Below are 13,983 nucleotides of genomic sequence, written 5' to 3' on the forward strand. Positions count from 1 at the left end.
AGCGTCCGCTGTGACGTTCGAGTCCGGTCCGTTCGGGTCCGCCTTTCGGGACTGGTTGGTTGAAGGAGACGAAGGTGTCGAAGCCGTTGATCACGCACTTGCGCCATGCCGCAATTGCCATGCCGGACCTGGACCGGCAGCTGGCCTTCTACCGCGACCTGTGGGGCCTGACCGAGGTCGCCAGCGACAACGGCGTGCGGTTCCTGGCCGCCGAGGGGTCGCCCGAGCAGTACGTCGTCCGGCTGCGCAAGGCGGACGACAAGCGTCTCGACCTCGTTGCGTTCGGCGCCGCGTCGATGGAGGACGTCGACACCTTGGCGACCCAGCTCGTCAAGCAGGGTGTGCAGCTCGTGCACGAGCCGCAGAAGATCGACACGCCCGGCGGGGGCTACGCCGTGCGGTTCTTCGACGGCGACGGGCGGGTCGTCGAGGTATCTGCCGACGTGGGAGTGCGCGACTACCGAATCATCGAACCGCGTGAGTCGATCCCCGTGCGGCTGTCCCACTTCGTCGTGAACTCGAACAACCCCGAGGCCACGGTCGCGTGGTACATCAAACACCTCGGGTTCAAGCTGTCCGACTCCCTGTGCCTCGGTGCGCGCGGCGAGTTCATGTGGTTCCTGCGCTGCAACGACTGGCACCACAGCTTCGCGGTGGCCCGTGGACCGCACGTGTCGGTCAACCACGTGTCCTTCGAGCTGCGTGGCGTCGACGAGTACCTGCGCGGTACCGGTCGGCTGCTGCGGGAGGGGATCCAGAAGGTCTGGGGCCCGGGTCGCCACCACGCGGGAGACAACACGTTCTCGTACTTCATGGACCGGGCCGGCAACACGGTCGAGTACACGACCGAGCTCGAGACCGTCGACTGGGACGAGCACCACCCGTCGGTCTACGACGTGACCAAGCCCGAGTTCATCGACCAATGGGGCACCGCGAACCAGATGAATGAGTTCGTCGCCCACCAGATGCACAACGACCCCGACCGGGGCGTCTTCGTCGCGCCCCCGATGTGAGCGCAGCAGCCAATACAAGGAGTCAACGATGACCATCACCTCTCCGTCCCCCAAGACCACCGCCGTCAGCCCGACGACGGTGGAGCCGAAGCTCGAGGCGCTGCTCAACCGGGTCGAGACCTCGCTCGCCGACGAGCTCGTGCCGGTCGACATCTTCAACGAAGAGACTGTCTTCCGCGCCGAGATGGAGCAGATCTTCACCCGCACCTGGGTGTTCGTGGCGCACGAGAGCGAGATCCCGCGCGCCGGTGACTTCGTGCAGCGCCGGATCGGCGTCGACCCGGTCATCGTGACCCGCACCGGTGAGGGCCGCATCAACGTCCTGTCCAACTACTGCCGCCACCGCGGCAGCCAGGTGTGCCAGACCGACAGCGGCAACTCGCGGTTCTTCAAGTGCCCGTACCACGGCTGGACCTACTCCAACGACGGCGAGCTCGTCGGGACGCCGATGATGCACCACGCCTATGGAGAGAAGCTCGACCCGAAGGACTGGAGCCTCATGCGGGCGCCGCGGGTAGAGAGTCGTCAGGGGTTCGTCTTCGCGTCGCTGTCCGAGGAGGTGCCCACCCTCGACGAGTTCCTCGGTGGCGCCGGATGGATGCTCGACCTCATCGTCGGGCTGCACCCGGACGGGATGAGGGTCGCCGGCCCGCCGGACCGGTACAAGGTCAAGGCCGACTGGAAGACCGCCGCGGAGAACTTCGCGGGCGACGTCTACCACGTCCCGAACCTGCACTGGAGCACCGAGGAGATCAAGGTCTCCCAAGGGCTCCAGGGAACGGCCGAGATCGGCCGCGCCTACGAGTTCGAGAACGGCCACAACTTCATGGGCCATGCCTGGACCAAGGCCATCCACCCCGGGTTCGTCCTCTGGGGCTACCCGCCGGAGATCACCGAGCAGTTCGACCTCAGCGGACTCGACGAGGCTGGTCGCTTCGTCGTCGACCACGAGCCGCCGACGGTCGGGACCATCTTCCCGAACCTCAGCTTCATCCGCTTCCTCACCCCGGCGACGCCCGGCGGTCCGGTGTCCGTGGTCACGAGCTTCCGCCAGTGGCAGCCCATCGGCCCAGGCGAGATGGAACTGTGGTCGTGGCAGTTCGTGTGGAACTTCGAGTCCGAGGAGTCGGCCCAGCAGGCTTACGTCACAGGCCAGTTCGTCTTCGGCTCGGCCGGGATCTTCGAGCAGGACGACACCGTTGCCTGGGAGGGCGTCCCCCGCGCGGCCGCCAGCCCGTGGATGCGCAAGGAGCAGATGAACTTCCACTTCCAGATGGGTCGCAAGTCGCCCGTCGACCAGAGCCCGGACCCGGACTGGACCGGCCCCGGCATCCACCGGAACACCGGCTACGGCGAGCACACCCAGCTCAACTTCTACCGGCACTGGCTCCGGGTCATGAAGGGCGGGGACGCGAAGAGTGCCCAGCCCGCCGAGAGCACGCAGCACATCGAGCAGAACGGAGGCCGGGCATGAGCACCACCGTCGAGGCACCCGCAACCACCGGCAGCACCGACCCAGCGATCCTCGCCATCGCGACCCAGTTCCTGGCGCACGAGGCCCGGCTGCTCGACGAGGGCCGTGAGGAGGAGTGGTACGAGCTGCTCGACGACGAGCTCCTCTACACGATCCCGATCCGGCAGGCCACCGAGCCGCGCTCGAACGAGATCGACCGCAGCGCCTTCCGGGTGCGCGACTCCAAGACGCACGTCCGGACGCGGCTGGATCGCCTCCAGACCGGTATCGCCTACTCGGAGGTGCCCCCATCGCGGACCCTGCGGGTGGTCGGCAGCATCGAGGTGCGTCCGACCGCTGATCCCGAGGTCATCGAGGTGCACTCCGCCCTGCTGGTCTACCGGCAGCGCGGCATCGACCCGCACTTCGACCTCATCCCCTGCCGGCGCAACGACCGGCTGCGTCTCACCGACCACGGGGCCCGGCTGCTCCGCCGCGAGGTCATCCTCACCGAGACGAGCTTGGGCACGCCCAACCTGGGAGTCTTCCTGTGAGCGCCCAGGCGCAGACACAGACGCACGTGCGGGTCGACGCGACCAAGTGCCAGGCGTACGGCCTGTGCGTGGGAATCAACCCGGACGTGTTCGACGTACCGCCGGGCAGCCCCGTCGCCGTCCTCCGGCGGGATGTCGTCGCCGGGGACGACCTCGAGGACGTCCTCGAGGCGGCGCGTGCGTGCCCCGCGCAGGCCATCTCTGTCGGGCAGGGCCCGTGATGGGTGGGCGCACACCTGGGGTCCTCGTGGTGGGGGCGTCGGCGGCCGGGCTCGCGGCCGCTGACGGACTCCGCGAGGGCGGCTACGAGGGGCCGATCACCGTCCTCGACGACGAGCTCACCCCCTCCTACGACCGGCCCATGCTGTCCAAGGGTCTGGTCGCTTCGAGGGAAGACGTCAGGCCGAGCCCGCTGCGCACCCCGGATCAGCTGGCCGACCGGCGCATCGACGTGCAGGCCGGGCACGCAGCCGTCGGACTGGACATCGACCGGCGGCTCCTCGTGACCAACTACGGCGAGGCGCTGCCGTGGAGCCACGTCGTCATCGCCACCGGCGCCAGGGCGCGTCCGGTCCTCACCACGGCAGGTACCGCACTGCCGACCCTGCGGACCGTCGCCGACCTCGAAGCGCTCCGCTCGCTGGTCACGCACGGCAAGGCGACGACCATCATCGGCGCCGGCTTCATCGGGCTCGAGGTGGCCGCGGCGCTCCGGTCCCGGGAGGTGCCGGTCACGCTCCTCCGGTCAGGCCCTCGCCCCCTCCGCCACGTGCTCGGCGACACCGTGTCAGACTGGCTTCTCGGGGTGCACCGATCCCACGGCGTCGACCTCCCGAGCGAGTCCAGGGCGGTCTCGGTCGAGGTGACGGAGACGGGCTACGACATCGTGCTCGCCGACGGCACCCGTCTGGCCGCAGGGCCGGTGCTGGCCGGGATCGGCGCGGAACCGGTCACCGCCTGGCTCGCGGGCTCTGGTGTCGACCTGGGTGACGGAGTATGGACTGACGCGGCGGGCAGGACCAACGTCCCGGGCGTGTGGGCTGCCGGAGACGTCGCCAACGCGGTCGAGGTCCGCACGGGGCGCCGCCGGCGCATCGAGCACTGGACGCACGCGATCGAGCAGGGCCGGCACGTCGGCCTGAACATCGCCAGGGTGGGCACTGGAGAGGGCGGCGCCGACGAGCCGGTGCCCTTCACCGCCGTGCCCTACCTGTGGACCGAGCAGTACGGCATCAAGCTCCACGTCCTCGGTGAGCGGCGGCCCGGCGACGAGGACATCGTCGTCGAGGGCGATCTGGACTCCGGTGACGTCGTCGTCGTCCACGGCGCCGGCGACGAGATGCACTCCGTCACGATCTGTGGGCGCATCAGGGCGCTGCGGAAATACAAGAACCTGCTGCGCTCGGGGGCCTCCATGGCCGAGGCCCTGGGCGCCGCCGCACCGGCCTGAGCGCCGGCGCACGAGACACAACTCAGACCAGTTAGGAACCCGACATGCAGCTGCTCGACGACCACGTGGTCCTCATCCTCGGAGGCGGATCGGGCCTCGGCCTCGGCGTCGCGCGCCACTGCCTCGGCGAGGGCGCCCACGTGGCCATCATGGAGGTCTCCGCCGACAAGCTCGTCGACCTCAAGGCCGAGTTCGGCGAGGAGGTGCTCCTTGTCCACGGCGACGTCACCAGCATCGAGGACCTCGAGGCCACCCGAACGGCCGTCCTCGACCGGTGGGGACGGCTCGATGCCCTCATCGGCGCGCAGGGCATCTTCGACGGGAACATCCCGCTCAAGGACGTCCCGCTCGACCGCATCGAGTCCCTCTTCGACGAGGTGTTCCACATCGACGTCCTCGGCTACATCCTCGCCGCCCGCGTGTTCGTCGGCGACCTCGAGCAGTCCCACGGGGCCATCGTCCTCACCTCCTCGACGGCCGCCTACGCCGCCGACGGCGGCGGCCTGTTCTACACCGCTGCCAAGGGCGCGGTCCGAAGCATCGTCAACCAGCTCGCCTTCGAGTTCGCTCCGCGCGTGCGCGTCAACGGCGTCGCGCCCTCGGGCATCGCGAACAGCCAGCTGCGTGGCCCGGCGGCCCTCGGCCTGGAGGGCAACAAGCAGTCCGACATCCCGAAAGAGGCGTTCCTCGAGCAGTTCCTCAGCCTGACGCTGATGCCGACGCTGCCCACGCCCGAAGAGTACGGGCCGCTCTTCGCCTATCTCGCCTCGCGCCACAACACGACGATGACCGGCCAGACCATCGTTGCCGACCAGGGCCTGTTCAACCGTGCCGTCATCAGCAACGGCACCGTCGACCGAGTCGGGCAGTAGCGATGTTCCGGTACTTCCCCGCCAACTACGTGTGGAGCCTCTCGGTCAACATCGCGATGAACTGCGGTGGCCAGATCGGCGAGGTCGACCGGATCTGTGCGCCCCTCGTCGACATCGCCGCCGAGGGTGACGACGCAGGCACCGAGAAGTTCTTTCAGTCCTGGTGCGACTTCGCGGACGGGCTCGTCGAATACGCCGAGCAGGACCTCGCCGAGGGTCACCCCCGTTCGGCCGCGGCGAGATTCGCCCGGGCTTCGATGTACTACCTCGTCGCCGAGCGCATGCAGAGCCGCCACTACGCGCCGCGCGAGGTGGCCTACCGCAAGGGCATGGACACGTTTCGGTTGGCCGTGGAGCACGGACGGGAGCGGGTCGAGCTCGTCGAGGTGCCCTACGAGGACACGTCGTACCCGGCGCTGTTCGTCCCGGCTGACGGCCCGGTCCCGGCCGGTGGCTACCCGGTCATGGTCTTCTGCAACGGCCTCGACTCGTTCAAGGAGATGGGCTACCGCGTGGGCATGGGGCGCGAGCTCGCTGCCCGTGGCATCGCCACCCTGTTCGTCGACCAGCCCGGCACCGGAACGGCACTGCGTGACCGCGGTCTCCACGCCGTGCACGACAGCGAGCGGTGGGCCTCGGCGGCCGTCGACTACCTCGAGACGCGCCCGGACGTCCACCCGGAGCGGATTGGGATGATGGGCTGGTCGCTCGGTGGCTACTACGCGCCCAGGGCAGCCGCCTTCGAGAAGCGGTTCGCGCTCTGTGCCGTCTGGGGAGCCAACTACAACTGGGGCGAGCTGCAGAAGCGACGCCTCGACCGTGAGGGCGAGAACCCGGTCCCGCACTACTGGGAGCACGTCCAGTGGGTCTTCGGCAAGGACAGCCTGGAAGAGTTCCTCGAGTTCGCGCCGCTCATGAGCCTCGAGGGGGTGTGCGAGCAGATCACCGTCCCCTTCCTCGTCACCCACGGCGAGGACGACCGCCAGATCCCGTTCGAGTACGCCGTCGCCGAGTACGAGCACGCGGCGAACAGCCCCGACCGGCACTTCAAGGTCTTCACCCGCGACGAGGGCGGCTCCTCCCACGCGGGAGCCGACAACGAAGTCATCTGCACGAACTACCTCGCCGACTGGATAGCCGACCGGCTCTGACCGGCTCTGTCCAGCCCTGCTCTGACCGGCCCTGCTCTGAACGGCCCTGACCGGGCGCACCATCACCAACCCGAAGGCACAACCATGCCCATTTCTGACTCACCTGCAACGGCCGCCTGGTCGATCGGCACCGACGTCGGCGGCACGTTCACCGACCTCTGGCTGCGCTCCCCGGACGGGCAGTCCTGGGTCTGCAAGTCGCCGACCACCCCGGACGTCGTCACCGGCGTCGTCAACGCCGTCCATCTCGCGGCCGGGACCGTCGGGCTCGATGTCGCGCAGCTCTGCTCGCAGGTCACCCGCTTCGGCCACGGCACCACGGTGGGACTGAACGCCCTGCTGACGGGGCGCGCCGCCCGGACCGGCCTGCTCACCACCCGGGGCTTCGGGGACGTCCTCGAGATCGGCCGGCTGCGCCGCGGCACCGCGGGCCTGACCGGTCTCGAGCTCGGCGACTACCACCTCCGGGGGCAGATCCCGCCGCTCGTCCCGCGGACCCTCGTCCAGGAGGTGGATGAGCGCATCGACGCCGACGGCCTCGTGCGGACACCGCTCGACCTCGCCTCGGCGCGCGGGGCGATCGAGCGGCTGGCCGAGGCCGGCGTCGAAGCGGTGGGCATCTGCCTGCTCTGGGCGACGGAGAACCCCGACCACGAGATCGCGCTGGCGGACCTCACACGCGAAATGCTTCCAGACGCGTTCGTCAGCGTGTCCCACGAGATCGCACCATCGGTCGGGGAGTACGCCCGCGCCTCGACGACCGTGGCGAACGCCGCCCTCGGCCCCATCGCCGGCCACTACCTGACTCGGCTCGAGACCGAGCTCGCTGCACTCGGCATGACCGCGCCGATCATGATGACGACGAGTGCCGGTGGGGTCGTCCCGGCGACCACCGTCACCGAGCGTCCGGTGAACGGTCTGCTCAGCGGTCCGGCGTCCTGCGTCGTCGCGGGCCAGAAGCTCGGCCAGGCCCTCGGCACATCGCATGTGTTGACCCTTGACGTCGGCGGCACGAGCTTCGACGTCGGTGTCGTCGTCGACGGGACTCCGCTCATCAGCGAGCAGGTGACCTTCGGCGGCGCCGACATGCGGGTCCCCAGCGTCGACATCGCGAGCATCGGAGCCGGTGGCGGCTCCATTGCCTCCATCGACGGCGGGGTGCTCACGGTCGGCCCTCGCAGCGCGGGCGCCAGTCCCGGGCCGGTCTGCTACGGCAAGGGGGGAACCGAACCGACGACCACCGACGCCGACCTCGTCCTCGGAGTGCTCGACCCGGAGCAGTTCGGCAGTGGCGGGATCGTCCTCGACCGCTCCGGCGCCGAGACGGCCATCACAGACGCCATTGGTATGCCGCTGGGCTTGGACACGTTGGCAGCTGCCCGAGCGATTCGCGTCGTTTTCGACTCCGCCATGGCCGACCTCCTGCGCGCAGTGACCATCGAGCGTGGCCACGACCCAAGGGAGTTCACCCTCATCGCGGGTGGCGGCAGCGGACCCTCCCACGCCTGGGCGTTGTGCCGTGAGCTCGGCCTCGATGGCTTCGTCGTGCCGCCCACGGCGACCGCCCAGTCCGCCTACGGCGCCGGCACGAGCGACCTCAAGACCACCGCGTCCCGCACGTCCTACGTGCGGCTGCCGAGTGGCGTCGAGCCCTCTGCCGACGACGTCGCGACGATCGCCGCCGCGGTCGCCGACACCCGGCAGCGGGCGCTCGCCACCATGCCAGGAGCGAGCCTGAGCGCGGTGAGCTTCACCGCGTCCGTGCGTTACCACGGGCAGGCGCACCACCTCGATGTCGCGCTCCCGGACGCTCCGGACGCCGCTGCGGTCGCCGACCTGCTCCGCCTCTTCGAGAAGGACTACGAGCAGCTCTACGGCAAGGGGTCGGGCTTCCGCGAGGCCGGCTTCGAGATCCTGTCCGTGCGCGCGGTCGCGACCCGCGAGTCACGCAGCTCCGAGGCCGGTGCGCAGGGTGAGCCGTTCGTTCGGCTCGGCTCCCGCCCAGTCGTGTTCGACGACCCCACCCGCCCCGAGGACACGGCGGTGTACTCGTCCCGCTGGCCGGTGGGGGACCAGGAGCTCACCGGTCCGTGCCTCATCCAGCTGCCTGGCTGCGTGGTCGTCATCCCACCCGGTGGACGTGCTCGCACCGACGACCTGGGCCTCATCCACGTGACTGTCGGTGCCTGAGCAGCACGAGCTTCCCCTTACCTGAGAACGGAGTTCCCATGACCGCCACCGCCGTCAACACGGCCTCGGTGCCGGATGACCCCACGACCGACCCGGTTGTCCGACAGGTCATCCGCAGCCGTCTCGTCGCGATCACCGACCAGATGCGCCTGGCCCTGCAGTCCGTCAGCGGGAGCCCCACGGTCACCGAGGCGAGCGACTTCTTCACCGGCATCTACCTCCCCGATGGCGAGTTCGTCACCATGGGCCATCAGGTGACCTTCGAGGCCCCGCCGGTGGGGTCGCTCATCCGGCACCTGCTGGCCTCGGGCACCCGGCTCAAGGACGGCGACCGCATCATCGGCAACGACCCGTTCGTCGGGGCCCTGCACCAGAACGACGTGCAGATGTGCGCGCCACTCATCGTGGACGGCGAGCTCGTCGGCTGGGCCGGGGTGATGGCCCACGAGACCGACATGGGGGGCATGGACTTCGCCTCCTGGTCGCCCAAGGCGACCGAGGTGTGGCAGGAAGGCCTGCGCATCCCGGCAGTGAAGCTCGTCGACGGGGGCGAGCTGCGCCAGGACGTCCTCGACATGCTGCTCGCGGCGACCCGTCTCCCCGCGCAGGTGGGGTTGGACATCAGGGCATTCATCGCCACCCTCAACGTGGCGGCGGAGCGGCTCACCGAGCTCTGCCACCGCTACGGGTCTCCGCTCGTCCTGTCCGTGATGGGGTCCATGGTCGATGACGCCGAGACCCAGCTCCGGGCCAGGCTCCGCGAGCTGCCCGATGGCGTCGTGCACACTCGCGACTTCCTCGAGCACGACGGCCACACCAACATCCTCTACGCCATCGACTGCGTCCTCACCAAGACGGGCGACCGGCTCGTGCTCGACTTCTCCGACTCATCCCCGCAGGCACGGGGGTTTGTCAACTGCTCCCGCGCGGGACTTGCCGGTGGAGTCGCCGGGGCGCTCATCCCGACCCTGGGGTTCGGGATCCCATGGAACGACGGGTTGCTCCGGCCGGTCGACGTCATCGCCCCTGACGGTCTCGTCTGCACCGCGGTGCCTCCTGCGCCCGTCGGCAGCGCCACGGTCGAGGCCGTGTGGGTCGTCAGCAACGTCGTCTCGGCAGCTCTCAACCGGCTGCTGCTGGCCTCGCCGAAGCACGCCCACCGGGCCCAGGCGGTCAGCAGCGGCACCATGGCGACCTTCAACCTCAGCGGCCTGGACCGGCACGGACAGCTTTTCGGCCTGCACCTCATGGACCCGCTGGCCGGCGGCTTCGGCGCGTTCGGTGACCACGACGGCCAGGACGCCGCCGGCCCGATCAACGCGCCCTGCCCGTCGATCGCCGACGTCGAGACGAACGAGCAGAAGAACCCGCTCTTCTACCACTACCGCCGCCTCGCTCCGGACTCCGGCGGAGCCGGCCGGCGTCGCGGCGGCGTCGGCGCCGAAGTCGGGCTGACGGTCTCGGTCCCCACGGCCGAGGCCCTGGTCATGACGCACGGCGCCGAAGTGCCCAACTCGGCGGGGCTCGGTGGCGGCCTGCCCGGCGGCACCATCCGCCAGGAGTTCGCCGAGGCCGGGCGGGAGGCTCGCAACCTCGGCCCGAAGCCGGGGGCCTTCCCGATCACGCCGGACGACCTCTTCCACGTGACGTGGCAGGGCGGTGGCGGGATCGGCGACCCACTCGACCGCGACCCGCTCCTCGTCGTCCAGGACGTCTGCCGCGGGGTCGTCACCCAGGCGGCCGCGCTGACCACCTACGGTGTGGCACTCACGGCCACGGGCGACGTGGAAGCCAGCTCAGCGGCATACGGCAGAAGGAAGCTGCGGGCCGCCCGACTCGGCGTCGACGCGGACTCCATCGCGGACCCCACGCCTGTTGAGACCGAGGTTGCCGACGGTGCCATCCGACTCAGCGATCGGCTCGTCGCGATCCGCGACGACGACTCGGGTGACTGGCAGGTGCGCACCCTGGATGGTGCCGTCCTGTCGTCGGGGTCGACGCGCTGGCGCGAGGGCGCCCATCGTTTCGCCATGACGCTGCCGACCACGGTGGGGGATTCGCTCCACGTCGACCTTGCCGTGACCGGCTGGGCCTGCCCGCTCACCGGTGCCCTGCTCGCTGTCGACGTGCACCGTCGCGACGAAGAGCCCTTCCACGACATCGACCTCGACTTCGAGTCGATTGCTGCGCTCAACAGAAAGGACCAGCAGCCATGAGCCGCAAGGTGATCCTCACCATCGCGCCCACGGGCGGAATGGGCACCAAGGAGCAGACGCCGCACCTTCCCGTCACGCCGCAGGAGATCGCCGACGACGTCGTCGCCTGCTGGGAGGCCGGCGCGAGTGTGGCCGCCATCCATGCGCGGCGACCCGATGGTCTGGCCACCTGCGACCCGGCGGTGTACAGCGAGATAAACCGGCTCGTCCGAAAGCGAAGCGACATCGTGCTCAACAACTCGACGGGCGGAGGTGTCCATGGCGACCTGCCCGTCCAGTTGAACGATGACCTGTGGGAGCTCAACTGGCAGGAGCGGATCCGCGGACTCGACGGCGTTGGTGCAGAGATGTGCACCCTCGACTCGCACACGGTGACGGCGAGCTTCGGCGGCAGGGAGCTGCTCGTCACGACGACCCCGCGCCGGTCCCGGTGGCTCGCCGAGCAGATGCAGGCTCGAGGCATCAAGCCCGAGTGGGAGGTGTTCAGCCTCGCCCACATCCTGCAGGACCTGACGACGTTGTGCGCGGAGGGCCTCGACGTGGCGCCCTACTTCGTCAACATCGTCCTCGGCGGTGAGAAGGGGTTCCAGGGGGCGCTGCCGTACACCCCGAAGATCCTGCAGCTGATGGTCGACCACCTTCCCGCAGGGGCGATCTTCAACGTGTCCGGGATCGGTCCCGCGCAGCTGCCGGCGACGACGCACGCGCTCCTCCTCGGCGGCCACATCCGGGTCGGGCTCGAGGACAACCTCTACTACGCGCGCGGTGAGCTCGCCACCAACCTCCAGCTGACCCAGCGCGCCGTCCGCATCATCACGGAGCTCGGCCTCGAGGTCGCCACGCCCACCGAGGCCCGCGAGATGATGGGCCTGCGCCAGCTCGAGGCGGTTCCGGCATGACGGTCGCCATGGCCGCCGGAGTAGTGGCCTGGTCCGACACCGACGCCTCCGGTCGCTACCACTACACGGCCGCCTATCGCTGGGCCGAGAACGCCGAGCACGCGCTCTACCGCTCGCTCGACCCCGGTATCGACATCGGCCGGTTCCCACGGCGGACGACCTCGGCGGCCTACGAGCAACCGCTCGCGGCCGGCGACGAGTTCACCGTCGAGCTGGCCGCCGAGCGGGTGGGGAACAGCTCGATCAGCTACGCGTGGACGGTGTCCGGGACTCGGGGCGTCTGCGTTCGCGGTGCCCACACGGTGGTGCATCTCGACGAGCACGGCGTCCCGGCGAGGATCCCGGAGGCTGTCCGTGAACGGCTCATTGCGTCGGACCGAGTGAGCGAGGAGACATCCTGAGGCCGAGATCATCGTCTCGCCCGAGCCGACGGACTACCGCGAGACGCCAGTTCTGGCTAGTGGCGTGCTCAGCACTGTGTGACACCCAGTGCTGGTGGTAGTCCGTCGGCACAGTTGACCCAGCACAAGGTGACGCGAGATCTCGGCCCTTCGCAGGTGGTCAGGAATCGAGAAGCGTCGGCCTCGGGGACGCTTCTAGCGTTGCTGACATGACCTCCATCACGGCAATAACCCTCGAAACGGCCGACCCGGCAGCCGGCCAGCGTTTCTACTCCGACGCCTTCGGACTCAACGGGCAGGTGCGCCTGCGGGCGACCGACGCGCCCACGAGCGGCTTCCGCGGGTTCACCCTCTCGCTCACGACGTCGCAGCCGGCCAACGTCAATGCACTCGTCCAGGCCGCCGTCGACGGCGGCGCGACGGTGGTCAAGCCGGTCGCGAAGTCGTTCTGGGGCTACGGGGGAGTCGTCCAGGCGCCCGATGGGGCGATCTGGAAGATTGCGACCTCGGCGAAGAAGGACAGCGGCCCGCCGACCAAGCAGTTCGACGACCTGGTGCTCCTGCTGGGAGTGGCCGACGTGGCTGCGACGAAGCGGCTCTACGTCGAGCGCGGCCTTGACGTCGCCAAGAGCTTCGGCCGGAAGTATGTCGAGTTCGCCTCTGGCACAGGCGGCGTCAAGCTGGCCCTGTATGGGCGACGGGCGCTCGCCAAGGACGCCGGCGTGACGCCCGACGGGTCGGGCTCCCACCGGATCGCCATCCACAGCGACGGTGCAGCGTTCACCGACCCCGACGGCTTCGCCTTCGAGTCCCTGGCGAACTGAACGGCGAGCCCAGGTTCCGCACCCTCAGGGGTTGCGTGCCTGGGCCCACCCGAAGACGTCAGCGACCTCGATGCACGCGCCCCGTTCGTCGCGCAGGCGTCCCGACCACGATCCGAAGCACTGGTTCGGCTGCGTCTGCGTGACCTTGGGCTCGGCGACCGACGCGCGGACGTGCTCGGGTGTGAAGGTGAGGTCAACGGCGGCGCCGTGGACCCGCCAGGGAGCCATCCAGTTCTCCGGGTCGTAGTCCCACGCCAGCTCCTCGCTCAGCTTGCTCAGCCGGCCGCCCACGAGCAGCGCGTTCTCGACCGAGCCGGTGCCATTGGTCCAGCCGCCGCCCACGTGGAACCCGATGGCACCGCTGTCGTGGTCTCCCGAGCCGGTACCGCTGATCGACTGGGTCGTCCGCGGCCAGCGCCCTCGGCCGTGGTCGTGCGTCGCCCACGACCCACCGGTCGCGAACGGTTCGGGGTGCCCGTCGACGAAGACGGTGCCCTCGGCGGGGCGGGCGACGTCCTTGACGGCGTAGACGAAGCGTCGCCGGCTCCACGGCACGACCACCCCGAGACGCTCATGGCCCTCCGGTCGGTGCGCAAACAGGTCGACCCGCACGCGCTCGCCGACGGCGCGCAGGCGGGTGCCGTGCTCGACCTCGTCGATGTCGATCCGCACCGCGAGGGTGCGCGCCCGGACCGCCCCTCGCCCGAGGGTCCCCGGTAGCGTCGCGCTGCCGCCGAGCAGACCCACGGCGTCGTGCGCGATCTCCACGCCGGTGCGGCGGTCGAGCAGCCAGATGCCATGGACGGCGGCGTAGTCGAGGTCGGAGATGCTGAGCGTCACCACATGGGTCGACGTGGTCACCGTCCAGTTCTCCCACCGCTTGGTCCGGCCCCAGGCCCGAGGCCCGCGGCCGACGCCGTCGGTGATGACGAGGGGCGTCCGGGTCCAGCCCACGGCCTC

At 69.7% G+C, this 13,983-nt stretch carries 13 protein-coding genes; 12 read left to right on the forward strand and 1 reads right to left on the reverse strand.

From position 1 onward, the window contains the following. Nucleotides 1-74 precede the first annotated feature (74 nt). The 12 genes from ABF401_RS09700 (at nucleotide 75) to ABF401_RS09755 (ending at nucleotide 13,023) form a co-directional block, all read left to right on the forward strand. Nucleotides 75-1,013, forward strand: a complete 939-nt coding sequence (locus tag ABF401_RS09700) for a VOC family protein (protein WP_353509345.1) — start codon at nucleotides 75-77, stop codon at nucleotides 1,011-1,013. A gap of 28 nt (nucleotides 1,014-1,041) precedes the next feature. Further along, nucleotides 1,042-2,487 carry an aromatic ring-hydroxylating oxygenase subunit alpha gene (locus ABF401_RS09705; protein ID WP_353509346.1) on the forward strand — a complete coding sequence of 482 codons (1,446 nt, stop codon included), beginning with the start codon at nucleotides 1,042-1,044 and terminating at the stop codon, nucleotides 2,485-2,487. After that, nucleotides 2,484-3,020 carry an aromatic-ring-hydroxylating dioxygenase subunit beta gene (locus ABF401_RS09710; protein WP_353509347.1) on the forward strand — a complete coding sequence of 179 codons (537 nt, stop codon included), beginning with the start codon at nucleotides 2,484-2,486 and terminating at the stop codon, nucleotides 3,018-3,020. Before ABF401_RS09705 ends, ABF401_RS09710 begins: the two co-directional genes overlap by 4 nt. Continuing rightward, nucleotides 3,017-3,241 carry a ferredoxin gene (locus ABF401_RS09715; protein WP_353509348.1) on the forward strand — a complete coding sequence of 75 codons (225 nt, stop codon included), beginning with the start codon at nucleotides 3,017-3,019 and terminating at the stop codon, nucleotides 3,239-3,241. Before ABF401_RS09710 ends, ABF401_RS09715 begins: the two co-directional genes overlap by 4 nt. Beyond that, entirely contained in the window at nucleotides 3,241-4,470 is a 1,230-nt protein-coding gene (locus ABF401_RS09720; RefSeq protein ID WP_353509359.1) for an NAD(P)/FAD-dependent oxidoreductase, read from the forward strand. Before ABF401_RS09715 ends, ABF401_RS09720 begins: the two co-directional genes overlap by 1 nt. Before the next feature lie 44 nt (nucleotides 4,471-4,514). Then, on the forward strand, nucleotides 4,515-5,342 hold the full coding sequence (locus ABF401_RS09725) for an SDR family oxidoreductase (RefSeq protein WP_353509349.1): 828 nt from the start codon (nucleotides 4,515-4,517) through the stop codon (nucleotides 5,340-5,342). A gap of 2 nt (nucleotides 5,343-5,344) precedes the next feature. Then, nucleotides 5,345-6,493: an alpha/beta hydrolase family protein gene (locus tag ABF401_RS09730; RefSeq protein ID WP_353509350.1), complete on the forward strand. Its 1,149-nt coding sequence runs from the start codon at nucleotides 5,345-5,347 to the stop codon at nucleotides 6,491-6,493. Between the two features lie 84 nt (nucleotides 6,494-6,577). Then, nucleotides 6,578-8,683 carry a hydantoinase/oxoprolinase family protein gene (locus ABF401_RS09735; RefSeq protein WP_353509351.1) on the forward strand — a complete coding sequence of 702 codons (2,106 nt, stop codon included), beginning with the start codon at nucleotides 6,578-6,580 and terminating at the stop codon, nucleotides 8,681-8,683. 38 nt (nucleotides 8,684-8,721) lie between these two features. Further along, nucleotides 8,722-10,899: a hydantoinase B/oxoprolinase family protein gene (locus tag ABF401_RS09740; RefSeq protein ID WP_353509352.1), complete on the forward strand. Its 2,178-nt coding sequence runs from the start codon at nucleotides 8,722-8,724 to the stop codon at nucleotides 10,897-10,899. After that, on the forward strand, nucleotides 10,896-11,798 hold the full coding sequence (locus tag ABF401_RS09745; RefSeq protein WP_353509353.1) for a beta-keto acid cleavage family enzyme: 903 nt from the start codon (nucleotides 10,896-10,898) through the stop codon (nucleotides 11,796-11,798). The genes ABF401_RS09740 and ABF401_RS09745 overlap by 4 nt, the downstream gene beginning before the upstream one ends. Beyond that, nucleotides 11,795-12,199 (forward strand): acyl-CoA thioesterase, encoded by a 405-nt coding sequence (locus tag ABF401_RS09750; RefSeq protein WP_353509354.1) that lies wholly within the window; start codon nucleotides 11,795-11,797, stop codon nucleotides 12,197-12,199. Before ABF401_RS09745 ends, ABF401_RS09750 begins: the two co-directional genes overlap by 4 nt. A gap of 209 nt (nucleotides 12,200-12,408) precedes the next feature. Next, entirely contained in the window at nucleotides 12,409-13,023 is a 615-nt protein-coding gene (locus ABF401_RS09755; RefSeq protein ID WP_353509355.1) for a glyoxalase, read from the forward strand. Between the two features lie 24 nt (nucleotides 13,024-13,047). Here the strand turns inward: ABF401_RS09755 and ABF401_RS09760 are convergent. Next, on the reverse strand, nucleotides 13,048-13,983 hold a 936-nt coding region (locus ABF401_RS09760), incomplete at its 5' end, for a DUF2804 domain-containing protein (RefSeq protein ID WP_353509356.1).

Source organism: Intrasporangium sp. (assembly GCF_040414665.1).
Taxonomy (GTDB): Bacteria; Actinomycetota; Actinomycetes; order Actinomycetales; family Dermatophilaceae; genus Intrasporangium.